This window comes from Castellaniella sp. FW104-7C03, from assembly GCF_040276085.1.
Lineage (GTDB): Bacteria > Pseudomonadota > Gammaproteobacteria > Burkholderiales > Burkholderiaceae_B > Castellaniella.
In genome coordinates this window covers 230,969-255,228 of sequence record NZ_JBELOK010000003.1, presented here as the reverse complement: position 1 = coordinate 255,228, position 24,260 = coordinate 230,969, and the positions used below count along the sequence as shown (strand labels likewise).

The 24,260-nt window shown below is 60.3% G+C and carries 24 protein-coding genes; 15 read left to right on the top strand and 9 right to left on the bottom strand.

The features are described from left to right. Nucleotides 1–23 precede the first annotated feature (23 nt). The 7 genes from ABS758_RS05160 (at nt 24) to ABS758_RS05130 (ending at nt 6,906) form a co-directional block, all read left to right on the top strand. Nucleotides 24–431 carry a heme-binding protein gene (locus ABS758_RS05160; RefSeq protein ID WP_350381212.1) on the top strand — a complete coding sequence of 136 codons (408 nt, stop codon included), beginning with the start codon at nt 24–26 and terminating at the stop codon, nt 429–431. Nucleotides 432–573: 142 nt separating this feature from the next. Further along, a complete protein-coding gene (locus tag ABS758_RS05155; protein ID WP_350381210.1) occupies nt 574–1,770 on the top strand; it encodes a pyridoxal-phosphate-dependent aminotransferase family protein in 1,197 nt (398 codons plus the stop codon). Nucleotides 1,771–1,970: 200 nt separating this feature from the next. Continuing rightward, a complete protein-coding gene (locus tag ABS758_RS05150; RefSeq protein ID WP_350381208.1) occupies nt 1,971–2,966 on the top strand; it encodes a TRAP transporter substrate-binding protein in 996 nt (331 codons plus the stop codon). Nucleotides 2,967–3,032: 66 nt separating this feature from the next. Continuing rightward, entirely contained in the window at nt 3,033–3,554 is a 522-nt protein-coding gene (locus tag ABS758_RS05145; protein WP_350381207.1) for a TRAP transporter small permease, read from the top strand. A 55-nt stretch (nt 3,555–3,609) separates the two neighbouring features. Then, on the top strand, nt 3,610–4,896 hold the full coding sequence (locus ABS758_RS05140) for a TRAP transporter large permease (protein ID WP_350381205.1): 1,287 nt from the start codon (nt 3,610–3,612) through the stop codon (nt 4,894–4,896). A gap of 18 nt (nt 4,897–4,914) precedes the next feature. After that, nucleotides 4,915–5,697: an enoyl-CoA hydratase/isomerase family protein gene (locus tag ABS758_RS05135; protein WP_350381204.1), complete on the top strand. Its 783-nt coding sequence runs from the start codon at nt 4,915–4,917 to the stop codon at nt 5,695–5,697. A 15-nt stretch (nt 5,698–5,712) separates the two neighbouring features. Then, nucleotides 5,713–6,906 (top strand): CaiB/BaiF CoA transferase family protein, encoded by a 1,194-nt coding sequence (locus tag ABS758_RS05130; protein ID WP_350381202.1) that lies wholly within the window; start codon nt 5,713–5,715, stop codon nt 6,904–6,906. A gap of 23 nt (nt 6,907–6,929) precedes the next feature. Here ABS758_RS05130 and pyk read toward each other — a convergent pair whose 3' ends face one another. From pyk to gcl, 6 genes are all read right to left on the bottom strand, one after another. Beyond that, nucleotides 6,930–8,366 (bottom strand): pyruvate kinase, encoded by a 1,437-nt coding sequence (pyk, locus tag ABS758_RS05125; protein WP_350381201.1) that lies wholly within the window; start codon nt 8,364–8,366, stop codon nt 6,930–6,932. A gap of 33 nt (nt 8,367–8,399) precedes the next feature. Next, nucleotides 8,400–8,795 carry a GlcG/HbpS family heme-binding protein gene (locus ABS758_RS05120; RefSeq protein ID WP_350381200.1) on the bottom strand — a complete coding sequence of 132 codons (396 nt, stop codon included), beginning with the start codon at nt 8,793–8,795 and terminating at the stop codon, nt 8,400–8,402. A 21-nt stretch (nt 8,796–8,816) separates the two neighbouring features. Then, a complete protein-coding gene (locus ABS758_RS05115; protein WP_350381198.1) occupies nt 8,817–10,076 on the bottom strand; it encodes a glycerate kinase type-2 family protein in 1,260 nt (419 codons plus the stop codon). 134 nt (nt 10,077–10,210) lie between these two features. Next, a complete protein-coding gene (gene glxR / locus ABS758_RS05110) occupies nt 10,211–11,095 on the bottom strand; it encodes a 2-hydroxy-3-oxopropionate reductase (RefSeq protein WP_350381196.1) in 885 nt (294 codons plus the stop codon). A gap of 77 nt (nt 11,096–11,172) precedes the next feature. Next, nucleotides 11,173–11,949, bottom strand: coding sequence for a hydroxypyruvate isomerase (gene hyi / locus ABS758_RS05105; protein WP_350381194.1), 777 nt, complete (start codon nt 11,947–11,949; stop codon nt 11,173–11,175). Between the two features lie 54 nt (nt 11,950–12,003). Then, the gene (gcl, locus tag ABS758_RS05100; protein WP_350381192.1) at nt 12,004–13,785 is read right to left on the bottom strand and encodes a glyoxylate carboligase; all 1,782 of its coding nucleotides are present in this window, start codon (nt 13,783–13,785) and stop codon (nt 12,004–12,006) included. A gap of 220 nt (nt 13,786–14,005) precedes the next feature. On the opposite strand from gcl, the gene ABS758_RS05095 reads away from it, so the two are divergent. The 7 genes from ABS758_RS05095 to ABS758_RS05065 all read left to right on the top strand — a co-directional run bounded on the left by ABS758_RS05095 (nt 14,006) and on the right by ABS758_RS05065 (nt 20,588). Then, nucleotides 14,006–14,923, top strand: a complete 918-nt coding sequence (locus ABS758_RS05095; protein ID WP_350381191.1) for a LysR family transcriptional regulator — start codon at nt 14,006–14,008, stop codon at nt 14,921–14,923. After that, nucleotides 14,920–15,891: a DMT family transporter gene (locus ABS758_RS05090; protein WP_350381189.1), complete on the top strand. Its 972-nt coding sequence runs from the start codon at nt 14,920–14,922 to the stop codon at nt 15,889–15,891. Before ABS758_RS05095 ends, ABS758_RS05090 begins: the two co-directional genes overlap by 4 nt. 83 nt (nt 15,892–15,974) lie before the next feature. Next, nucleotides 15,975–17,144 carry an ABC transporter substrate-binding protein gene (locus ABS758_RS05085; RefSeq protein ID WP_350381187.1) on the top strand — a complete coding sequence of 390 codons (1,170 nt, stop codon included), beginning with the start codon at nt 15,975–15,977 and terminating at the stop codon, nt 17,142–17,144. A gap of 58 nt (nt 17,145–17,202) precedes the next feature. Continuing rightward, nucleotides 17,203–18,123 (top strand): branched-chain amino acid ABC transporter permease, encoded by a 921-nt coding sequence (locus ABS758_RS05080; protein WP_350381185.1) that lies wholly within the window; start codon nt 17,203–17,205, stop codon nt 18,121–18,123. Beyond that, nucleotides 18,120–19,118: a branched-chain amino acid ABC transporter permease gene (locus ABS758_RS05075; protein WP_350381183.1), complete on the top strand. Its 999-nt coding sequence runs from the start codon at nt 18,120–18,122 to the stop codon at nt 19,116–19,118. Before ABS758_RS05080 ends, ABS758_RS05075 begins: the two co-directional genes overlap by 4 nt. 1 nt (nt 19,119) lies before the next feature. Continuing rightward, entirely contained in the window at nt 19,120–19,881 is a 762-nt protein-coding gene (locus ABS758_RS05070; RefSeq protein ID WP_350381181.1) for an ABC transporter ATP-binding protein, read from the top strand. After that, the gene (locus tag ABS758_RS05065; protein WP_350381180.1) at nt 19,878–20,588 is read left to right on the top strand and encodes an ABC transporter ATP-binding protein; all 711 of its coding nucleotides are present in this window, start codon (nt 19,878–19,880) and stop codon (nt 20,586–20,588) included. The genes ABS758_RS05070 and ABS758_RS05065 overlap by 4 nt, the downstream gene beginning before the upstream one ends. Before the next feature lie 79 nt (nt 20,589–20,667). On the opposite strand, the gene ABS758_RS05060 is transcribed toward ABS758_RS05065, so the two are convergent. Together ABS758_RS05060 and uraD are read right to left on the bottom strand one after the other, a co-directional pair. After that, complete coding sequence (locus ABS758_RS05060; protein ID WP_350381179.1) at nt 20,668–21,174, bottom strand: ureidoglycolate lyase; 507 nt, start codon at nt 21,172–21,174, stop codon at nt 20,668–20,670. Between the two features lie 29 nt (nt 21,175–21,203). Beyond that, nucleotides 21,204–21,734, bottom strand: coding sequence for a 2-oxo-4-hydroxy-4-carboxy-5-ureidoimidazoline decarboxylase (gene uraD / locus ABS758_RS05055; RefSeq protein WP_350381178.1), 531 nt, complete (start codon nt 21,732–21,734; stop codon nt 21,204–21,206). Nucleotides 21,735–21,830: 96 nt separating this feature from the next. On the opposite strand from uraD, the gene ABS758_RS05050 reads away from it, so the two are divergent. Beyond that, a complete protein-coding gene (locus ABS758_RS05050; protein WP_350381176.1) occupies nt 21,831–22,766 on the top strand; it encodes a LysR family transcriptional regulator in 936 nt (311 codons plus the stop codon). 22 nt (nt 22,767–22,788) lie between these two features. Here the strand turns inward: ABS758_RS05050 and ABS758_RS05045 are convergent, their stop codons facing one another. Then, nucleotides 22,789–24,177: an NCS2 family permease gene (locus ABS758_RS05045; RefSeq protein ID WP_424657960.1), complete on the bottom strand. Its 1,389-nt coding sequence runs from the start codon at nt 24,175–24,177 to the stop codon at nt 22,789–22,791. Nucleotides 24,178–24,260 lie beyond the last annotated feature (83 nt).

Below are 24,260 nucleotides of genomic sequence, written 5' to 3'. Positions count from 1 at the left end.
GCCTTGTTTTTTGGAGCCTCACCATGAACACCAAGCCTGTTCTCACGGACATAGATGTCCAAACGATTTTGCAGGGTGCCGCCAGATACGCCCGCGAGCACCAATGGGCGGTCACCATTTCGGTGGTGGACGACGGTGGCCATCTTCTGGGCTTGCTGCGCCTGGATGGTGCGGCCCCCATCACGGCCACCATTTCACCGGGCAAGGCCCGCGCATCGGCCATGGGGCGCCGCGAATCCTCTGCCTACGAAACGTCCATCAACGAAGGCCGAACCGCCTATCTGTCTGTCCCCATGGATGCCATGCTGGAGGGTGGTGTGCCTGTTCTTGTAGATGGGCAGGTCGTTGGTGCAGTGGGAGTCTCGGGCGTCAAGTCGGTGCAAGACGTTGAAATCGGCAAGGCGGGCATTGCCGCACTGTTGAGCCCATAAGCATTTGTATGGATCCCGCCTGGCGAGATCCGCAACCGTGGGGTACGGCATATCCTGCCAAGCCTGGTTTTAAGGCCGCCAAAGAGGTGCTTCATCTCTTCGGCATACGAAACGTTGATCTTACCTAGAGGGCAATCCCGATATGTTACGGCTCAGTGCACATCCTTCTGGTCGTCATTTTCTGCAGATTCCCGGGCCTACCAATGTGCCCGATCGGGTTCTGCGCGCCATCGACCATGGCACCATCGATCACCGGGGGCCCGAGTTCGGCGAACTCGGGAAATCTGTGCTGTCCGGCTTGAAAAAGCTCTTCAGGACAGAAAGCCCCGTCATCATTTATCCCGCTTCGGGCACTGGGGCCTGGGAGGCCGCACTGGTCAATGCATTGTCGGCCAACAATTTGGTGTTGATGGCAGAAACCGGGCACTTTGCCACGCTCTGGAAAAAAATGGCGGTCAGCCTGGGCTTGCGGGTTGAATTTCTGCCTGGAGACTGGCGGCGCGCGGCAGACCCAGATGTTATCGAAGCGCGCTTGCGCGCCGACACCGCCCACGAGATCAAGGCCGTGTGCATTGTGCACAATGAAACCGCTACGGGGGTTACCAGCGATATCCCCGCTGTTCGCAAGGCCATCAACCGTGCCAGTCATCCCGCCTTGCTGATGGTCGATACCATTTCGTCACTGGGCTCGATTGATTATCGGCATGATGAGTGGGGGGTGGATGTTACGGTCGCCGGTTCTCAAAAAGGCATGATGTTGCCTCCGGGGCTGTCATTCAATGCCGTCAGCGAAAAAGCACTGGCCGCCAGCCAAAAAAGTGATCTGCGCCGCTCTTACTGGGATTGGCATGCCATGATTGCCATCAACCCCACCGGCTATTTTCCGTACACGCCGGCCACCAATTTGCTGTATGGCCTGCACGAGGCCCTGGAGATGCTCTTTGACGAAGGGCTCGATACCGTATTCCAGCGCCATAAGCGTCACGCCGAGGCTACGCGCCGTGCTGTTCGGGCCTGGGGCCTGGAAATCCTCTGTGCCGACCCCGATCGTTACAGCCCCTCGCTTACCGCCGTGATGATGCCCGAGGGGCACAGCGCCGATGCGTTTCGCACGATTGTGCTCGATCACTTCAATATGTCACTTGGCCAGGGGCTCAGCAAAGTAAAAGACAAAGTATTCCGGATCGGTCATCTGGGCGATCTAAACGATCTCACGGTCTGCGGGACGCTCGCAGGCGTCGAGATGGGGCTGGCTTTGGCAGGGGTGCCGCATCAACCGGGTGGCACTCGGGCAGCCATGAGCTATCTCACCGAAAAGGCCGAGGTGCGGTCGCGCTAGCGCACGACTGGCCAAGGATATGAGCAAACAGTCGTCGCAGCCCTGTGATCGGGTTGCGGCTTGTCCTACAGGAGGAACCGCACACTCAATAAGCAGCACAGGAGGCTTTATGGAGACAACCCAACAGCCGATACGGTGGCCATTTACGGGTGCATTGCATGCCGGACACCGCCAGCGGCTTACAAATTCAGGGTGAAGCAATGATTAGACAGACCAAAAAATTAGTTCGTTTGATGGCCGCCGCCGGCGTATTTGCGTTTGCTGCGATGTCCACCGCACAGGCGGCCACCACCACCATCCGTCTGGGCCACGTGGGCGAGCCAGGCTCGTTGATGGAAGCCACTGCCAACGAGTTTGCCAAGCGGGTAAATGCCAAGTTGGGCGACAAGGCCAAGGTAGAAACCTATGGCTCCAGCCAGTTGGGCAACGACACCGAGATGTTGCGCAAATTGAAGCTGGGCACCATCGACATGGCGTTGCCGTCTACCGTCATGAGCTCCGTCGATCCCGTATTTGCCTTGTTCGAGATGCCGTTCCTGATCAAGGATCATGCGCATATGGCCAAGGTGCAGCACAACGAGTACATCGTGGGCAAGATGACCGAAGCCGCCAAGAAAAACGGCTATGTGTTGCTGGCCTTGTGGGAAAACGGCTTTCGCAACATCACCAACAACGTTCGTCCCATCCGCACCCCCGAAGACCTCAAGGGGATCAAGTTGCGTACCCCCAGCGGCGAGTGGCGCGTGAAGATGTTCAAGTCTTACGGTGCCAGCCCCACACCGCTGCCGTATTCGGAAACCTTTGTAGCGTTGCAAACGGGTGCTGTAGACGGCCAGGAGAACCCCTTGGCACAAATCTATCCGGCGCACTTCTACGAGGTGCAAAAGTATCTCACCCTCTCGCACCACGTATACACCCCGGTGTCTTTGGTCTCAGGTGCCAGCTGGAAACGTCTGCCCGAAGATGTCCGCAAGACCATCCGGGAAGTCGGGCTTGAGATGCAGCCAGTGGCGCTCGAGTACGGTGCCAAGATGGACGAAGACTTGCTCGGCAAGCTCAAAGAGAAAGGCATGGAAGTCAACACCATCGACCAGGCTGCTTTCGAGAAGGCATCCAAGCCTATCTATGACGAGTTTGAGAAAACAGTCCCTGATGGCAAGAAGATGATTGAAGTCATCGAGTCGCTGAAACAATAAACCGTGGCACGGGCCCAGCCGCCTGGTGGCCGGGCCCGCCAACTGCTGCTTCCAAATGAGACTCTTATGAATACAGTTGATTCTCTGCGGTATGCCCTGGATCGTATCCTGGCGGCGATCGTGATGATTCTGGTGCTGGCATTGTCGTTTATTGTCATTTTGGGGTTTACCACGCGTTTGATGGGTATGCCTTTGTCCTGGACGGACGAGCTTGCGGGTATTGGATTGGCCTGGCTGACGTTTTATGGCAGCGCATTGGCCGCCGGACGAGGTGCGCACATTGCCAGCCCCAGCATCCTGGCAATTATCCCGCTTAAGTGGCGCCTGGTCGTCACCGTGCTCTCGGAAATCTGCACCATTGCATTTTTTGTCCTGCTGGGTTGGATGGGTATGTATGTGGTCGAGATCCTGGCGGGCAGCAATCTGGTCAGCTTGCCGGCGATTTCTCAACAGCTCACGCAATCTGCGGTGCCGGTGGGTGCGGCCCTGTTTATTCTGGCCGAAATCCTGCGTTTGCCCGAGCTTCTGAAAACAACGGCTGCTGGTAATTCCTCGGCCGAAAGCGATGCCGAAGATGACATTTTCTGATCTTTCCCCGTACTGATCTCTAGCTACCGGTCTCTCCTATCCGCCGAGGTTATCCATGGCTATTACCCTCATGTTGTTGGGTCTGTTGGCCCTGATTGTCATCAATATCCCGATTGCAGTGGCACTGGCAATTGTGGGTGCCGCGGGCACGTATCTCAGTTACGGTGCCAATGCGCTGCCAGAGGTGCCGCTGGTGCTTTTTGATGGTTCCACCAATTTTTCGTTGCTGGCCATCCCGCTGTTTATCTTTGCCGGCGCCATCATGAACAGCTCAAGCCTGGCGCGTCGCCTCATCGACCTGACCACGGCATTGCTCGGTTTCATCCGCGGCGGTCTGGCGTTGGTCACTATTGGCGCTTCGGCATTTTTTGCCGAGATCTCGGGCTCAGCCGTGGCCGGTGTGGCGGCACTGGGCAGTGTCCTCATCCCGGCGATGGAAAAAAAAGGCTACTCCAAAGAATTCGCCGCAGCGATTTCGTCTTCTGCGGCCAGTCTGGCCATTATTTTGCCGCCGTCGATTCCGATGATTTTGTATGCGGTGATGGCTCAAGAATCCATCGTCAAGATGTTCATTGCCGGGGTGTTGCCAGGTCTTCTGGGGGCATTGGGCCTGGCTGCGATGTCGTACTACCTGGCACGCAAAAACAATTTTCCGGTTGAGGCGCGATTCAAGGCATCGGTGCTGGGCAAGGCTTTTAAAGAAGCCTTTTGGGCGCTTACCATCCCGGTGATTATCCTGGGAGGGATCTTTGGCGGGTTTGTGACGGCAACCGAGGGTGCCGGGTTGGCCGTACTGGTGGCACTGATCATTGCCGGCATTATTTATCGCGAGCTTAGCTTTAAAAAGCTCTACGACGCCTGCGTGCAAAGCGGGATCCAGACTGCCGTTGTGATGTTGCTGGTGGCCGCCTCGGCACTGGTAGGCTCGTACCTTACCCAGGCGCGCCTGCCCCAGGAGCTTGCCGCCAGCATCGAAAGCTTCAGCTCCAACAAATACGTCATTTTGATGATCATGAACGTGTTCTTCCTGGTGCTGGGGATGTTCCTGCATTCGGCTGCAGCCATCATTCTGGTCGTTCCAATCGTGATGCCGCTGGTGCACTCGGTAGGAATCGATCCGGTGCACTTTGGCCTGATCGTCACCATCAACCTGGCGATTGGTCAGCAAACCCCGCCGGTTGCCAGTGTGCTGATCACTGCGTGCTCAATTGCAAAATCCGATGTCTGGCGCACCACCCGTGCCAATCTGGGCTTCATCGGTGTGCTGCTGGTCGTGTTGATGATCAACACCTATTTGCCGGATATTTCGCTGTCGCTGGTGCGGTTGGTGTATGGCGGCTAATGGCCCACAGGTGCTCAGATGACTAACGATCTTGTTTTCAAAAAATCCGGTACACGGGCAGATATTTGCTTCAACCGTCCGCATCACCACAATGCCATGACGTTTGCTATGTACGAGGGGCTGGAAGCTATCTGTGATGAGCTTGATGCTGATCCCGGCGTACGGGTCGTTGTGTTGCGTGGGGCTGGCGACAAAGCTTTCGTGGCGGGTACCGATATTGCACAGTTTCAGCATTTCAAAAGTGGCGACGACGCCATTGCCTACGAAACGCGAATTGACCGGGTGGTGGGGCGCCTGGAGCGCCTTAAGTGCACCACCATCGCCGTGTTGCACGGGATATGTGCCGGCGGTGGTGTGCCTATTGCCTTGGCGTGCGACTTTCGCTATGCAGATCCTGCGCTGCGTCTGGGTGTGCCTATCGCCCGCACATTGGGCAATTGTCTTTCGATGGCCAATGTGGCGCTTTTGCTGGATTTTGTGGGGGTCGCCCGTGCCAAAGAGCTCCTGATGCTGGGACGCATGATCACAGCTCAGGAGGCGCTGGCTGCCGGTGTGGTTAATGCCATATATGAGACATCCGAGATGGTGCAAAAAATAGAGGATGTCATCACCGAGATTCAGGGCCTGGCGCCACTCACGCTAACGGCCATGAAAACCGCCATCAGACGTACCCAGATGGTGCGTCGGGCCAGCCCAGAGGCCGCCGAGGACCTGATCCGTCTGTGCTATGGCAGCGAGGATTTTCACGATGCCGTCGAGGCATTTTTACAGAAACGCCGGCCGGTATGGCATGGCCGATAAAGAAAGGAAACCGCGATGTCTTTGCCGCTAGAAGGTGTCCAGGTACTGGATATGTCACAGATTATGGCGGGGCCCTATTGCACCATGGTGCTGGCCGATATGGGCGCCGATGTCATCAAGATCGAGAAAATCAAAGGGGGGGATGACTCCCGCCAGATGGGGCCGTTTGTCGAGGGCGAATCCACTTGCTTCATGCAGATCAATCGCAATAAGCGCAGCGTGGCACTCAACCTCAAGGACGAAGCCGTGCGCGAGGTTTTCTACGACATGGCACGCCAAAGCGATATCGTGGTCGAGAACTACCGGCCCGGGGTGACACAATCCTTGGCGGTGGATTACGAGACACTACGCAAAATTAATCCCGGCCTTATTTATTGCTCTATTTCAGGCTATGGCCAAAGCGGCCCCTATCGCAACAAGGGTGGGTTTGATTTGGTCGCCCAAGGTGCCACGGGCCTGATGTCGATGACAGGCGAGCCAGGAGGCAGGCCCCTGAAAACCGGCGTGGCTGTCTATGACATCGGTGCGGGCATTACCGCCCTGTATTCCATTCTGGCTGCGTATATTCATCGGCAAAAAACCGGCGAAGGCCAGCATGTGGATGTCGCGATCAGCGAGTGTGGCATCCCCTGGTTTACCTGGGAGGCAGCCGCCTATTTTGCCGAGGGGCGAGAGCCCCACGCCGATGGCTGGCGTCATCGGGTGTCTGCGCCGTATCAGTCACTGGCCACGCGCAACGGCTATCTGGTGCTGGGGTGTGCCAACCAGCGCACCTGGGAGCGCTTTTGCGAGGATGTCGTTACCAGGCCTGAGTGGATTCAGGATCCACGATTCCTCACCAACTCAGATCGCAAGGCCCACATTGAGGTGCTTGAGCCGCTCATTGAAGCCGAGCTGGCCAAAGAGGACACTGCCTTCTGGATTCAGCGCTGCGATGCGGCTGGTGTGCCGGCCGGCCCCATCAACCGCTTTTCAGAGATGCTGGCCGATCCGCATTATGTCGCTCGCGGGATGGTCCAGCAGTTTGATCATCCTACGGTGGGGCTGGTTAAAACGCTGGGCTTTGCCAGCAAATTTTCAGCCACACCGCAGCAAATCCGGCGTCCCAGCCCCTTGTTGGGCCAGCACACCGACGAAGTGCTGCACGCATTTGGCATGGATGACGAGCGGATCGCCACGCTACGTGACCGTGGGGTTGTCGGCCCCTGATGTTATTGGGCTTTAGCCTGCAATCAGCAGGCCTTTTGCGTTTCAGGCACCTGCGAAATATGCAGCAAATTGGTGCTGCCGCTGCGGCCAAACGGCAAACCGGCAATCACAATCAGGGTATCGCCAGGTTGTGCCAGGCCGGCGGTGCAGGCTGCCTGGGTGGCGCAAGCAATTATCTCGCTGGATTCTTGCAGTTGTTCGGGAAAATGCACCGGCCGCACGCCCCAGACGAGGGCCAGACGCCGGGCGGTGCGCTGCTCGGGTGTCAGGGCCAGGATGGGGGTGGTGGGGCGCTCGCGGCTGGCCCGCAAGGCGCTAAACCCCGACGCCGTGTAGGCCACGGTGGCCGCCGGCTGCAGCAGGCCGGCTACCCGGCGCAGGGCACAGCAGATGGCGTCGGGTATATTGGATTCGGCCTGGCTGTGGGTGGCATCCAGGTTGTCGCGCCACGATGGGTCGGACTCTACCTCGCGGATGATGTTGTTCATGATGGTGACGGCTTCAAGCGGATACTGGCCCGAGGCAGATTCTGCCGACAGCATCACGGCATCGGCGCCGCTGTACACGGCCGTAGCCACATCCGAGGCCTCGGCCCGCGTGGGTACGGGCGAGGTGATCATGGACTCGAGCATCTGGGTGGCCACCACCACCGGCTTGCCGGCGGCGCGGGCATGACGCACGATGCGCTGTTGCAGTACCGGCACGCGCTGGGGGGGAAGCTCGACCCCCAGATCGCCGCGGGCCACCATGATGCCGTCGGCCTGTTCGATGATGCCATCCAGGTGGTCGATAGCGGCGGGCTTCTCCAGCTTGGCCATGATCCAGGCCTGATCGCCAATCAGCTGGCGTGCCTCGGTGATGTCTTCGGGGCGTTGCACAAAAGACAGCGCCACCCAATCCACCCCCAGCGACAGCCCAAATGCGAGGTCATCGCGGTCTTTGGCGGTAAGGGGCGAAATCGGCAGGATCACCCCGGGGACATTGACCCCCTTGCGATCGGACAACGGCCCGCCCACCATCACAGTGGTTTCGGCAAAATCGGGGCCATGCTGGTCTACCCGCAGGCGCAGCTTGCCATCGTCCAGCAGCAGGTCGGTGCCGTCTTCCAGTGCGGCAAAGATTTCGGGGTGGGGCAGATGGGCGCGCCGGGCATCGCCTTCGGCGGCGTCCAGATCCAGCCGGAACGGCTGGCCCGCCTGCAGGGTAACCTTGCCGCCCGCCATTTTGCCCACGCGCAGCTTGGGGCCTTGCAGATCCATCAGGATGCCGATGGGCCGGCCGATGTCCTGCTCGATCTGGCGGATGATGCGGTAGCGTTCGGCGTGGTCCTCGTGGGTGCCGTGGCTGAAATTAAGCCGAAACACATTGGCGCCGGCGTTCACCAGGGCGCGGATTTGGTCGGGGGTGGAGCTGGCCGGGCCCAGGGTGGCCAGAATGCGGGCACGTCGTTCGCGGGTCATGCAAAATATCCTTGTTGACGAATCGTCAAAACGTTACAGGGCGCTGATGCCGGCGCGAGCCACTTGCGCGTCCTGGGCGGCTTGTACGCCCGAGACGCCGACTGCGCCGATCACCTGACCCTGCTCCATGATGGGTTCGCCCCCTTCGAGGGGCATCACCGGCATCGACAATGCCGAATACCGGCCTTTGTTAACCATTTCTTCGTATACCTTGCTGGGCTTGCCGCTGAGCACGCAGGTGCGGGCTTTTTCAGGGGCAATCATGGCGCTCATCAGGGGCGCCCCATCCATTCGTTGCAGCCACAGCGCATGCCCCCCTGCATCGCAGATGGCGATGCTGACGTTCCAGCCTTGTGTGCGTGCCTCGGCTTCTGCCGCGGATGCCATCTTGCGGGCGTCTTCGAGAGTCAGGATGCGGATCGTTTTCATGGGGAGTCTCCTGTGGTGGGGTTAAAGAATCAGTAGTGCACGGAAATCGTTGACGTTGGTGAGTGTAGGGCCGGTAACCAGGGAGTTGCCCAGCGCTTCGAAAAACCCATGGCCGTCATTGTTATCCAGAAACTGGCGCGGTGGCATGCCGGCCTGCCAGGCGCGTGCCAGCGTATCCGGGGTGATGAGTGCACCCGCGATTTCTTCCTGGCCGTCCACACCGTCAGTGTCGCCTGCCAGGCCGTACACATCTTTGGCGCCATCCAGTGCAATGGCACTGGACAGCAGGCACTCGACATTACGCCCGCCACGGCCCTGGCCACGCACGGTAACCGTGGTTTCACCCCCCGAGAGCAGCACGCAGGGCGCGGCAGCCGGCTGGTTGTGGGCGCGCACCTGCAGGGCGATGCCGGCCAGCACTTTACCCACATCCCGGGCCTCGCCTTCGATGCGATCGCCCAGCAATACTGGTGTGATGCCAGCCTCGCGCGCCACTTCGGCGGCGGCTTCCAGCGCCATCTGAGGGGTGGCGATCAGGTGTGTTTCAACGCGGGACAAGGCTTTGTCGCCCGGTTTCAGGGTTTCGCCCTGGCCGGATTCGAGCAGCGCCCGGGCACCCGCCGGTAGGGTGATGCCGTAGCGCTGCACGATCTCCAGTGCGTCGCTGCAGTGGGTGGGGTCGGCTACGGTGGGGCCGGAGGCAATATCGCTGGGCGCATCTCCGGGGACGTCGGAAATCAGCAGGTTGACCACGCGGGCAGGCGCACAGGCAGCGGCCAGGCGCCCACCTTTGATGCCTGACAGGTGGCGGCGCACGCAGTTCATCTCGGAGATGGTGGCGCCGGATTTAAGCAAGGCGCGATTGATGGCCTGTTTGTCGGCCAGCGTGACGCCGGGCCCCGGCATGGGCAGCAGGGACGAGCCGCCACCGGAAATCAGGCAGATGACGAGATCGTCTGCGCCAAGCCCGCGGACGGCTTCAAAGAGTCGTTTGGCAGCGCGTTCGCCGGCTTCGTCGGGCACCGGATGTGCGGCCTCGATGATTTCGATGTGTCGGCAGGGAACGGCATAGCCATAACGCGTCACCACCACACCCGAGAGGGGGCCGGCCCAGTGTTTTTCCAGTGCCTGAGCCATGGCGGCCGATGCTTTGCCGGCGCCAATGACGAGGGTACGCCCCTTGGGCGGTTTGGGCAGGAATGCCGGAATACAGTGCTCGGGCTGGGCTGCGCGAACGGCAGCGTGAAACATGCGGGTCAGGAGATCGCGAGGCTCGGTCATGTAGGCATTCCTGTCAGGGACATCGTGTGGGCAGGCACCCGCCTGGATACCTGCCCACGTAAAGGGAGGTGCTTCGCCCGGGGGGCTGAGATGCTGCGGTTAAGGCAGCATCCCGGGCGGGCACCCTGACCAGTTTATTGGCCGATTTCGTGATTGGCCATGATTTCCAGTGCACGCACCATGCCGGAGTGATCCCAGCCAGCCCCGCCGTGTGCCACGCAGGCGTTGAAAAGCTCTTGCGCCACTGCGGTGCTGGGCAGGGAAAGCCCCAGCTGGCGTGCGGTGGAGAGTGCCAGGTTGAGGTCTTTCTGGTGCAGGTTGATACGGAAACCCGGGTCGAAGGTGCGCTTCACCATGCGCTCGCCGTGCACTTCCAGGATCCGCGAGCTGGCAAAGCCGCCCATCAGCGCCTGCCGCACCTTGGCGGGGTCGGCGCCTGCCTTGGAGGCCAGCACCAGGGCTTCGCCCACAGCTTCGATGGTGAGGGCCACGATGATCTGGTTGGCCACCTTGGTGGTCTGGCCGTCGCCGTTGCCGCCCACCAGTGTGATGTTCTTGCCCATCAGCTCAAAAATCGGCTTGCATTGGTCAAACGCCGCCTGACTGCCGCCAATCATGATGGTGAGGCTGGCAGCTTTTGCGCCCACCTCGCCACCCGAGACCGGTGCGTCCAGGTATTCGCAGCCCAGCGCGTTGATCTTTTTGGCGAATTCTTTGGTGGCCACCGGCGAGATCGAGCTCATGTCGATAACCGTCTTGCCTTTGGACAGGCCCGCGGCCACACCGTTTTCGCCAAACAGCACGGCTTCGACATCGGGTGTGTCGGGCACCATGATGATGATGATGTCGGAAGCCTTGGCCACTTCGGTGTTGTTGCTGGCCGCTTTGGCGCCTGCGTCCAGCAGGCTTTGTGGCACATTGCCGTGCGTGTGGACAAGCAGCGTATGACCGCCCTGGATGAGGTTGGCTGCCATGGGTGCGCCCATGATGCCCAGACCGATAAAACCAATATTTGCCATGAGAATTCTCCTTGTTGGATAAGGGGTGAGCCGCTGCGGTGCATGAAAGGCCGCAGCGAATCAGACAGGGGTGGGCTTTAAGCCAGGGCTTTGATCCAGCCCAGGCCGTCTTCTGTTTTGCCTGCCGGCTTGTATTCGCAACCAATCCAGCCCTGGTAGCCGGTCTGGTCGATGTGGCGCAGCAACCAGGCGTAGTTGATTTCGCCGGTGCCCGGCTCGTGGCGCCCGGGGTTGTCGGCCAGCTGGATATGGCCGATGGATGCCAGTTGCCGGCTGATGGTGTTGCCCAGCTCGCCTTCCATGCGCTGTGCGTGGTAGATGTCGTATTGCACCTGAAGATTGTCCGATCCGACTTCAGCCACGATGGCCAGTGCCTGATCGGTGCGGCTGAGGAAAAAACCGGGGATGTCAAAGGTGTTGATGGGCTCGATCACCAGACGGATCCCGGCCTTTTTGAGCTCGGCCGCGGCATGACGCAGGTTCTCGACAAACGTTTTGTGTGCGGTGGCCTGGTCTACGCCTGCAGGAACGATGCCGGCCAGGCAGTTCACCTTGGGACAGTGCAGGGCCGTGGCGTATTCCACCGCTTGGGTGACACCTGCCTTGAATTCTTCGATACGGTCCGGGTGACAGGCAATCCCGCGTTCGCCGGCTTCCCACTTGCCTGCGGGCAGGTTGTGCAACACCTGCTCCAGGCTGTTGTCTTTAAGACGCTGGGCCAGGGTTTCTTTGGGATAGGCGTAGGGAAACAGGTATTCGACGCCTTTGAATCCAGCCTTGGCCGCGGCTTCGAAGCGGTCAAGAAAGTCGATCTCGGTAAACAGCATCGACAGGTTGGCAGCAAATTTCGGCATATGGGCTCCTTGTTGGTGTGGGGCAGCCCGTTGGGCGGGCTGCCGCGGCCTGCTTTAATCCAGCAGGGTAATTGCGGTGGGGGCGTCTTCGCCGCACTCGGCCAGTTCTTCGAACTCGTTGATCGCGTTGATGTCGTTGCCCATCGAAATATTGGTGACGCGCTCGAGGATGAACTCGATCACCACCGGCACCTTGAACTCCTGGATCCAGGCACGTGCCTGGGCAATTGCCGGCTGGATGTCCTCGACCTTCTTGACACGGATGGCCTTGCAGCCCAGGCCCTCGGCAACCCTGACGTGATCCACTCCATAGCCCTCGGTTTCGGGGGCGTTGATGTTGTCAAAGGACAGCTGCACGCAGTAGTCCATGTCAAAGCCGCGTTGGGATTGGCGAATCAAGCCCAAGTAGGCATTATTGACCACGATGTGGATGTACGGCAGATTGAATTGTGCACCCACGGCCAGCTCTTCGATCATGAACTGGAAGTCGTAGTCACCCGACAGGGCCACCACTTCGTCGCCCGTGTTGGCGGCCACCACACCCAGTGTGGCCGGTACCGTCCAGCCCAGGGGGCCGGCCTGGCCGGCATTGATCCAATGGCGCGGGCCATACACGTGCAGCAATTGTGCGGCAGCAATCTGCGACAGGCCGATGGTGGTGACGTAGCGGGTGTTGCGCCCAAAGGCCTTGTTCATTTCTTCGTATACGCGCTGCGGCTTTAACGGCGCCTGCTCGAAGTGCGTCTTGCGCTGCATGGATTTCTCGCCACGGCGGTTGCGGCAGGCCTGGGCCCAGTCACTGCGGTCGCGCAGCTGGCCGGCCGACTTCAGGCGCCGGGCTTCTTCGATCATCAGGCGCAGTGCCACGCCGGCGTCGGAGGCGATCCCGTAATCCGGGCCAAAGACTTTGCCGATCTGGGTGGGATCAACGTCGATGTGCACAAAGGTGCGCCCTTCGGTGTAAACCTGGGTGGAGCCCGTGTGCCGGTTGGCCCAGCGATTGCCGATCCCCATGACAAAATCGGAGGCCAGCAGGCTGGCGTTACCGTAGCGGTGGGCGGTTTGCAGTCCAGCCATCCCGGCCATCAGCGGGTGATCATCAGGGATGACGCCCCAGCCCATCAGGGTGGGGATCACCGGCACGCCGGTCAGCTCGGCAAACTCTTGCAGCAGGTCAGCGGCATCTGCACTGAAAACGCCGCCGCCGGCCACCAGCAAGGGGCGCTCGGCAGCATTCAGCATGGCCACAGCCTTGGCGGCCTGGGCAACGCTGGCGGCTGGCCTGTATACGGGCAGGGGCTCGTAGGTGTCGATATCAAATTCGATCTCGGCCATTTGCACGTCAAACGGCAGATCCACCAGCACGGGGCCCGGCCGGCCGGAGCGCATGACGTGAAACGCCTGTTGCAGGATGCGTGGCACCAGCTCGGGCTCGCGGGCCATCACGGCCCATTTGGTGACCGGTTTGGCGATGGTTTCGATGTCCACCGCCTGAAAGCTTTCCTTGTGCAGCTGGGCGCGGGGTGCCTGGCCGGTGATGCATAAAATGGGGATTGAATCACCCAAAGCGGAGTACAGCCCGGTAATCATATCGGTGCCGGCAGGCCCTGAGGTGCCCAGGCACACACCGATATTGCCCGGATTGGCACGGGTGTAGCCTTCGGCCATATGCGAGGCGCCTTCGACGTGGCGCGCCAGCACGTGCTTGAACTGGCCGTTTTTGCGCAGGGCGGAATACAGTGGGTTGATGGCGGCACCAGGCACGCCAAATAATGTGGTGATGCCTTCTTTCTGCAAGACTGCTGCGGCGGCATCGACGGCTCTCATTCGGGCCATGGTCACTCCTTGTCTGGTTCAATGGATCTCTACGGATTGAAATCAGAATAAAGAAAGCCATGCGGATGAGGAATCCCAGTGAATCTCGGTTCTGTCGATACTATAAGTATCTGATAAACAAAACATGGGATAGAATCCGAACGAACGGACCACCGATGTTCTTGGGTGGAAGTCTTTTAAACATCAGTGTTTAGGCTGATTTGCCATTCAGGAGCCTGCCTTGGGGCGCTATACAGACATCAGCAGTTTTGTATTGATTGCCGAGAAAGGCAGCTTCGCTGCTGCCGCGTTGGCCGAAGGGGTTACCCCCGTGGTGATGGGGCGGCGCCTGACGGCCATGGAGAAACGCCTGGGGGTGCAATTGATGCACCGCTCCACACGAGGCCTGGTGCTGACCGACCTGGGCGAGCGCTACCTGGAACAATGCCAGCAACTGATCCAGGATTTTGATGCGGCCGAAGCCGGTATCATGTCCCGGCGCCGCTCGCTGACCGGGCATCTGGTGGTGTCTGCACCGGCCTCTTTCGGGCGTTTGCATGTTGCTCCTCATGCGCTGGCCTTCAGGCAGCGCTACCCCGATCTGGCGCTGTCCTTCAACTTTACCGACAGCGTGGTCGACCTGGTGCGCGAGGGCTATGACATGGCCATCCGGATTGGCGAGGTGCGCGACCCCAATTACGTGGCGGTGCGCCTGTTTCCCAATCGGCGGGTGGTGTGCGGCACACCTGCCTACTTTGAGGCCAACGGCGTGCCGCGTGTGCCCGAAGATCTGGTGCGCCACAATTGCCTGGCATTTAATCTGCAAGGCGGTCAGCATCGCGGCTGGACATTTGTGCGCGACAGCAAACCGTTTGCGGTGCGTGTGCACGGAGACCTTGCCTGTAATGATGGCGAGTTGCTGTATCGCTGGGTGCGCCAGGGCCTGGGGATCGGCTGGCGGTCTACCTGGGAGATCCAGCGGGAGCTCAAGCGTGGAGAGCTGGTGACCGTGCTGGATGATTTTGCCTTGCCCGCCTATGACATCCAGGCGGTGTATCCGCAACAACGCTACCTGCCCGCCAAGGTACGATACTTTATCGATGATTTGAAACAGCATTATCAGCAGCCCGGTTATTGGGAAGGCCAGGAGTTATCTTGAGTTCCAGTCAGCACGTGTCATCCTCTGCTTCAAAGAGCCTTCTTAAGGGGGTTGAGCCCCCGCCCACACCCCGCGCGCGCCCCCCGGCCACCACCGAACGCCAGCGGCGTCTCGCCTTGCTGGCGCTGGCCGGCATGGCGGTGGGCTGGGGCTATAACTGGGTGGTCATGAAATCAGTGCTGGCCTATGTGGGGCCGTTTGATTTCTCTGCCCTGAGAACCCTGTTTGGCGCCTTGCTGTTGCTGGCTGTGCTGCTGGTGTTGCGCCGGCCACTCAAAATCCGCGCCTGGCCGCGTGTGGTGCTGCTGGGCATCCTGCAAACCGGGGCGTTTTCCGCCCTGATCCAGCTGGCCTTGCTGCAGGGCGGGGCGGGCAAAACGTCCATATTGGTCTACACCATGCCCTTTTGGGTGGTGCCGATGGCCTGGCTGGCCTTTGGCGAGCGCGTTCGCGGCTTGCAGTGGGTGGCATTGGCACTGGCCGGGGCAGGTCTGATGCTGATTCTCGAGCCGTGGTCTTTGAAACAAAGCAATCTGCTCAGCGAGTTCCTGGCGATTTCGGCCGGCCTTTGCTGGGCCCTGGCCACCATCGTGGCCAAGTGGATTCGGCGGGACGCCCCGATGGATGCCTTGCCACTGACGGCGTGGCAGATGCTGTTCGGCGCCTTGGCGCTGTGTCTGGCCGCCTGGTTGGTGCCCGAGCGCCCCATCGATCCTGCCCCGTATTTTATTGGTGCGCTGGCCTACAACGCCCTGATTGCCACGGCGATTGCATGGTTCCTCTGGCTGTTTGCGCTGCAGCATCTGTCGGCCGGGTTGGCCAGCATGTCATCCCTGGGGGTGCCAGTGGTGGGCGTTCTGGCTGGCTGGCTACAGCTGGGTGAACAACCCGGAATGCTTGAGCTGGGCGGCATGGTACTGATTGCGGTCGCTTTGCTGATCATCACCCGGCGCTCGAACCCCGGTTAAGGGGGTGGCTTGCACGCTGCTGAGTTTCGTGTAATGTCTGCAATACTTTAAAACTAAATCATAAACACCTTGGGGAGACAATCATGGCCTTTTGCAAAACGGCGCTTGCCGCTGCACTCACTTTATCTCTGGGCCTTACCGCAGGCTCGGCGCTGGCTGAAGTCAAAATCGGCTTTCTGGCCACGCTATCGGGCGCTGGTGCGGCACTGGGCCAGGATATGGTCGACGGCTTCAATCTGGCGCTGGATCAAAACGGCGGCAAGCTGGGTGGGCAGGAGATCGTCTTTCTGAAAGAAGACGACCAGCTCAAGCCCGACGTCGGCGTGCAGGCCGTGCAAAAGTTTCTCGAGAAAGACAAGGTGGATATTGTGGCGGGGGTGACGTTCTCCAATGTCATGATGGCCATTGCCAAACCGCTGGCCGATGCCGGCGTGACGTTTGTGGGCTCCAACGCAGGGCCCGCGCCGCTGGCGGGCAAGCAGTGCAACCCGGGGTTTTTCTTTGCCTCCTGGCAAAACGATGGGCAGGCAGAGGTCATGGGCCAGTACGCCGCCGACCAGCAGTACAAGGACGTCTACCTGATCACACCCAACTATCAGTCGGGTCGTGACCAAGTGCTGGGCTTCAAACGGTTTTACAAGGGCAAGATTTCCGGCGAGGTCTATACCCAGCTGGGCCAGCAGGATTACTCGGCCGAGTTGCTGGCATTGCAGGCAGCCAATCCCTCTGCGGTATGGGTGTTTTTGCCCGGTGGCATGGGGGTTAATTTTGTCAAACAGTACAAGCAGTTTGGCCTGATGGGCAAGATCCCGCTGCTCTCGGCGTCTACCGTGGATGGCAGCACCTTGCCGGCCCTGGGCAACACGGCGCTGGGCGTAAAGGCCGGCACTTTCTGGGGGCCTGATTTCACCAATGCCACCAGCCAGCAGTTTGTTGCAGCCTTCGAGAAAAAATACAATCGCATCCCCTCGCAGTATGCTGCGCAGGCATACGACTCCGCCTTGCTGATTGACAGCGCACTGAAAAAAACCAAGGGTGATGTCAGCGATAAACAGGCCTTTCGCGATGCCTTGCGGGCGGCTGACTATCAGTCGCTGCGTGGCGATTATGCCTTTAACGTCAATGGCTTTCCCATCGAAGACTTCTACGTCTTTGAGGTGGCCAAAAACGACAAGGGCCAGGTCTCGCTCAAGACCTTGGGCAAACCCCTGCCCAAGCACTCGGATGCCTACTTTGGCCAGTGCAAATATTGATTCCGCCCGTCTGGCTTAATTGGCAGGCGGCCCAGGCCGCCTGCCTCGGAGATCGGGCATGAGTCCGCAGCTGTTGTTCATGCAGGCGCTCAATGGCCTGCAATATGGCATTTTGCTGTTTTTGCTGGCGGCAGGCCTCACCCTGGTGTTTGGCATCATGAGCTTCATCAACCTGGCTCATGGTGCGCTCTACATGATGGGGGCTTATTTTGCGGCCGCCACGTTTCACCAGACCCACTCCTTTATCCTGGCCATTTTTGCGGGCCTGGCCGGTGCCATGGTGCTGGGCGTGGTGCTGGATCGCTGCGGCTTTGCGCGCCTTTACCCGCGTGCGCACCTGGATCAGGTGCTGGCCACCTTTGGGCTGATGCTTTTTTGCAATGAGGCAGTGCGCATGATCTGGGGTGCCGCGCCGGTATTCATGAGTTTGCCGGACGCCCTGAGCAACGTCGTCATGGTCTTTGGTACGCCCTATCCCTTGTACCGCCTGCTGATCATCCTGGCCGGTTTGCTGGTGGCCCTGGGCCTGTATTGGCTGATCGAGCGCACCCGGGTGGGGATGCTGATTCGCGCAGGCGCCAGCAATCGCACCATGGTGGCGGCGCTGGGGGTCAACATCGGCTGGCTGAACACCTTTATCTTTGCGTTGGGTGCGGGCCTGGCCGGCCTGGCGGGTGCCCTGGTGGGCCCGATTCTGTCCGTGCAGCCCGGCATGGGGGATTCCATCCTCATCATGACCCTTGTCGTGATTGTGATTGGCGGCATCGGCTCCATTCGCGGGGCGTTTTTGGGTGCCCTGGTGGTTGGGCTGGTGGACACGCTTGGCCGTACCGTTGTGCCGGCCTTGCTGGCCAAGTTCCTGGCGCAAGGGCTGGCCAGCACACTGGGTGCGGCCATTTCTTCGCTGGCGGTGTATGTGCTGATGGTGGTTGTGCTGGCGCTTAAGCCTGAAGGCCTCTTTCCGGTAAGAAAACCATGAATCCTGTTGTCAGCACAGCGTCTTCTGCTGCAGGCCTGCGCCTTGCGCGCCCTGCAGGGCGCCGCCGCGTGCCGGTGGTGCTCACGTGCCTGATTTTTGCCTTGTTGCTGCTGGTGCCCGTGCTTGCCCAGGTGACCGACACGCCCTATCTTTTGCTGCAGTTCAGCCGCATTTTGGTGTTTGCCCTGGCCGCCATCGGTCTGAATCTGGCGCTGGGCTATGGCGGCTTGATCAGCTTTGGCCATGCCATGTATGTGGGCCTGGGGGCCTATTGTGTGGCGGTGGCATCGCACTATGGCGCCGATAGCGGTGTGCTGCATCTGCTGCTGGTGCTGGGCGTCACGGCTGTGGTGGCGGTGCCGGTGGGCCTGATTGCGCTGCGTACCACGGGGATTGCCTTCATCATGATCACGCTGGCCCTGGCGCAGATGTTTTATTTTCTGGCGGTGGGGCTTAAACAGTATGGCGGCGACGAGGGTCTGCCCATCCACCAGCTAAGCCGGTTTGGCAGCCTCACCGGCAGCCATCTGGCCTTGTATTTGTCTTTGCTGGCCTGCGTGGCGGGTAGCGTGTGGCTGATGCGCCGGCTGGTGGCCTCGCGCTTTGGGCTGATCCTGCGGGCCTGCAGCCTGGATGTGCGGCGGGTGCGGGCCTCGGGTACGACACCCTTGCCCTATTTGTTGCTGGCGTATGTGCTGTCGGCTCAGCTGTGTGCGCTGGCAGGGTTTTTTCTGGCCAATCTCACGGCCTTTGCATCGCCCGCCTATATGGCCTGGACGGCTTCGGGCGAGCTCATCATCATGGTGTTGCTGGGTGGTGCCGGGACGCTGATGGGGCCTGTGGTGGGTGCTGCAGGTTTTCTGCTGCTCGAAGAAGGGCTTAAAGCCTTCACCGACCATTGGTTGATCGTCATGGGGCCGGTGATTGTGTTGATCGTGCTGTTTCTGCGCAATGGGCTTTGGGGGATCCTCAGCCCTGCGCCGGAGGATCACTGATATGGCGCCCCTTCTTTCCGTGCGAGGCCTGGCCAAGTGCTATGGCGGCCTGTTGGTTACCGACCATGTGGATCTGGATGTTTTTCCCGGTGAGATCCACGCGGTGATCGGGCCCAACGGGGCAGGCAAAACCACGCTGATCTCCCAGATCATGGGCGAAGTCCCCAGCGATGCGGGCCACATCCAGTTGGCCGGGCGGCCTTTAAACGGCTTATCCATGCCACAACGCGTGCGCGCGGGTATCGGGCGTTCGTATCAGATCACCTCTGTCATACAGCAGTTTACGGTGCTGGAAAACATCCTTTTGGCAGTGCAGGGGTGTCAGGGCCATGGGTTTCATTTCTGGACGCCTGCTGTCCAAACCCGTGCCCTGCTTGAGCAGGCCGATCAGTTGATCGCCTTGATGAGCTTGGGTGCCTATCGTGATGTTCATGCGGCATCGCTGTCTTATGGACAGCAGCGGCAGCTTGAAATCGCCATGGCGCTGGCGGCAAAGCCCAAGGTCTTGTTGCTGGATGAACCCATGGCGGGGATGGGCCACGGAGATACCGGGTCAGATCGCATGGTGGCGCTGTTGCAGGGTCTGCGATCCCGTTGCGGCATTTTGCTGGTAGAGCACGATATGGATGCCGTGTTCTCATTGGCCGATCGCATCAGTGTGCTGTGCTATGGCAAGGTGATTTGCTGCGGAGACGTGGACACGATTCGCAACAGCGCCGAGGTTCGCGAAGCTTATCTGGGCGACGAAGAGGTTGCGGCATGAGCCCATTGCTGCAGCTCAGCGAGGTGGTGTCCGGTTATGGCCGCAGCCAGGTGTTGTACGGCATGCAGCTCAGCATCCAGGCCGGGCAGTGTGTGACATTGCTGGGCCGCAACGGCATGGGCAAGACCACCACTGTCAAAAACATCATGGGGATGCATCCCATGTGGCAGGGCCAGATTCGTTTTGCGGGTGCGCCCATCCACAATTTGCCCAGTTACCGCATTGCGCAGCGAGGCATTGGCCTGGTACCCGAGGGGCGTCAGATTTTCCCCAATCTGTCGGTCGAAGAAAACCTGGTGGCCACGGCTGCCAATCGCAAAAGAGCCGCCGCCCCGTGGGATCTTGCCCGCGTGTATGCACTGTTTCCGCGGCTGCATGAAAGATCCGGCAACTTTGGCAATCAGCTTTCGGGTGGCGAGCAGCAAATGTTGGCCATCAGCCGGGCGCTGATGACCAATCCCGAGTTGCTGATTCTGGATGAAGCCACCGAGGGCTTGTCGCCCCTGGTGCGCCAGGAAATCTGGGCGGCACTGGCCATGTTGCGCCGCGAGGGCATGGCCATTTTATTGATCGACAAGAACCTGGCACCCTTGCTGCAGCTGGCAGACCACCACTACATCATCGAGAAAGGCCGAGTGGTGTGGGAAGGGCCATCCGGGGCCCTGCGCGCAGTGCCGCAGGTGCAGCAGGCCTATCTGGGCGCGTGACCCTGGCACTGCTTGCGGGATAGGCTGCCCGGCGCAGCCCAAACCGGTGTTGGATATTTGCTGCGCCGGGGGACTGCGTTTAAGCCAGTGCGGGAATCAGCCCCTGATCCGGCAGCTGCACGACATCACAGTTATCTCCCGGGCCTGCGCGGTCGATGATCAGAAAATCGGATACGGCATCCAGTGCCAGCAGCGGGTGGTGCCACACCCCTTTGGCGTAATTAACCCCTTGCTGTCCCGTGCACGCAAAAACCCGAAGATTCCCGGCAGTGGGCGTGGCGTTGGGGTTGGCCACCACCACCAGATAGGGCAGCCCGGACAGCGGGATGAAGGCCTGGCTGGCTTTTGGATGGCGCTCCATCATGCTGACGGTAAAGGGCAGCGTGCGCGGCTGGCCACGAAAGATCGAGACAATCGCGTGGCCGTCCGCGCCGGCGTCGATGTGGGCGAGGTCGTGGTAGCGCTCGGTGTTGCCGTCGTTGATGGTGAAGTGTTTGGCGGCATCATCGGCCTGGATGACATCACCGAAGGGCGCGAAGGCCTCGTGGGTCAGGGGTTCGATGTGAAGCTGCACGGGAGTGGTCATGGCGGTTATTGAGTAAAGACAATGAAAGATTATCGGGCAAACAGGGCATCCAGGCGAAACCGCGCAATCTGTGCGATTTGATCGAGACAGGTGGCCAGTTCGGTGTCGCGGTCATTTTCCAGGCGCGCCTCGACGGCGTCCATGATCTGATACCGGCTGCGTCCCTTGACGGCGATCACAAAGGGAAATCCAAAACGTTGGCGGTAAGCCGCGTTTAATCCACGCAGGCGCTTAAGCTCTTGCGCGCTGCATTGATCCAGGCCGGCGCCGCGCTGCTCGTGGGTAGAGGCGTCGGTCAGCGTGCCCTCGGCGGCTTCTTTGCCGGCAAGCTCGGGGTGGGCCGTGATCAGGGCCAGTTGCTCTGCCAGGCTTGCCTGCTGCACCACTTGCACCATGGCGTGGTGCAGGTCGTCAACCGTTGCAAACGGACGGGCTGCCCAGGCGCGTTGCGGAATCCAGGGAGAGTGCTCGAAAATGCCGCTGAGTTCGTGGGAGAATTCGGCTTGCGGCAATGCGCACAGGTCTGTCAGGGTCATGGTGGGTGTCGTCAATTGCATCATGGTAGAAAGTCTAAGGGGTATCCTGCATCAAAAGAAGGGTGTTCCAACGTATAAGTGGTATAAGCCCAACCGCATCTCCATCCAGGAAAAATAACGATGGCCATACGACGTAGCAGTGCAACGCTGGATACTTATTTGCTTAAAGTATTTTGCATCCTGATGGCAGAGCGCAGTGTGTCGCGCACGGCGCTCAAACTGAATCAATCTCAGCCCGCCATTAGCGTGGCACTTAAAAACCTGCGTCTGATTTTTGGCGACCCGCTGCTGGTGCGTGAAAAAGGCGGCATGGTGCCTACGGATCGCGCGATGGCGATTCTGGATCATGCCAAAACGGCGCTGCAGTCGATTGACACCATGCTGGATTCGGGCGAGTCCTTCGAGCCCGAGAGCAGCCGGCAGGTGTTTCGGATTGGTTCGCCCGATTATCTGGCACCCGCCTTTGCGGCATCGGTGGTGGCCCGGTTTCGGCAAGAGGCCCCGCACGCCCGCCTGGTACTGCATGCGCTGGGCCCCGCGTTTGATTTCGAGCGCTCGCTGGCTGAAGGCGAGCTGGATGTGGTGATCGGCAACTGGCCCGAGCCCCCCGATCGCATGCATTTGTCGATGCTTCTGGAAGACCCGATCGTGTGCCTGATGTCGGCGGATAATCCGCTGGCTTCGCGCACTCTGACAGTGGATGATTTCCGGCGCATGCAGCACGTGGTGCCTACCCCGTACTCGATGACGCAGCGCGGCATGATTGACACCGTGCTCACATCCTTGCGCATCCAGCGCGAAGAATGTGTCGAGGTGCAGTCGTTCATGCTGGCACCCTATCTGCTGCCGGGCTCTGATCTGGTCTTTACCACCACCCGGCACTTTGCCCGCTACTACGCCGGCTTGTTGCCGCTGGCGATTGTAGAGTCGCCCATCGAGTTTCCGGCCATGCGGTTTTACCAGTTGTGGCACGCACGTAATCACCATGCTCCGTCCCATCAGTGGCTGCGTCACCTGTTGGGCGACTGCGGCCGGGGTTTACTGGGCCAGGCGTAAAGCGCCCGGCCCGGGTAACAGCTTAAATGGCCCAGCCGCCCAGGTAAAACACCGCCAGAGCAATGGCGATGGCCAGGGTGCCAACGTTAAGCTTGCGCCATTCGCCGGCAAAGATGCGGCCAATCACCAGGGTGCTGAAACCCAGCATGATGCCGGTCACGATGTTGCAGGTGAGCACAATAAAAACCGCACAGACCATGCCGGCCATGGTGTCTACCGTGTCGTCCAGATGCAGCTTGCGCACGCCGCCCAGCATCAGCAGACCTACGTACATCAGGGCGGGTGCCGTGGCGTAGGCAGGTACAAGCGCCGCCAGGGGCGACAAAAAGATCAGCGCCAGGAAACCCAGACCCACAATGGTTGCCGTCAGGCCGGTTTTGCCGCCAGCAGCGGTGCCCGCTGCCGATTCGATGTAAGCCGCTGCCGGAGCGCCGCCCAGGCCGGCCGATACGATCGAGCTGACCGAGTCTGCCGTCAGGGCACGGCCGCCGTTGATGATCTGGCCGTTTTCGTCCAGCTGGCCGGCCTGCCCGGCCACGGCGCGGATGGTGCCGGTGGCGTCGAACACGGCGGTCATCACCAAAGCCAGCACACTGGGGATCACCAGCCCGCTCAGCGCGCCGCCGATATCCATGGTGCCAATGAGAGAGTGCTCGCCGCCAAACGAAGGCAGCGCAAACAGACCATTGAACTTCACCGCCGGATCCCAGATCAGGCCAACGCCAGACAGCGCCAGAATCACCAGCAGGATGCCGCCCGGCACGCGGCGGTGTTCAAGCCCAAAAATGGCGGCCAGACCCAACACCGACATCAGCGCGGGCAGGGCGTTCAGGTCGCCCAGCGACACCGGCAGGCCCGGGCCCGGGTTCTTGACCACCAGGCCGACTTCGTTGGCGGCAATCAGCAGCAGGAACAGGCCAATCCCGATCCCTGTGCCGTGGGCAATGCCCGCCGGCAGGTTGCGCAAAATCCAGGTGCGCACGCCGGTCACCGAGATGGCGGTGAAGATCAAGCCCATCAGAAAAATGGCACCCAGCGCCACAGCGGGCGACAAGCCCTGGCCTAGCACCAGGTCAAATGCCGTAAAGGCGGTAAGCGAGATCGCACAGCCCACGGCGATGGGCAGGTTGGCCCACAGCCCCATCAGCAAAGAGCCAAAGGCGCTGGTGAGGCACACGGCGATGAAGACCGATGAGGTGTCAAAGCCGGCCTTGCCCAGCATCGCGGGCACCACAAACACCGAGTACACCATCGCCAGAAAAGTGGTGAGGCCGGCCAGAGTCTCCTGGCGGGCATTGGTGCCGCGGGCGCTAAGTTGAAAGTGCTTTTCCAGCCAGTTACCTGTATGCGCTGGATGGGAAGCCGGGGCGGCGGGAAAACCTGCCGGCATGACTGATTCTTGCTCGCTCATGAGCCTTGTCTCCTGATGATCTGCCGGATCTGTGGCCGGTTTTTTTAAAAGGGCGCGCCACTTTTTTACAATGGGCCCGAATT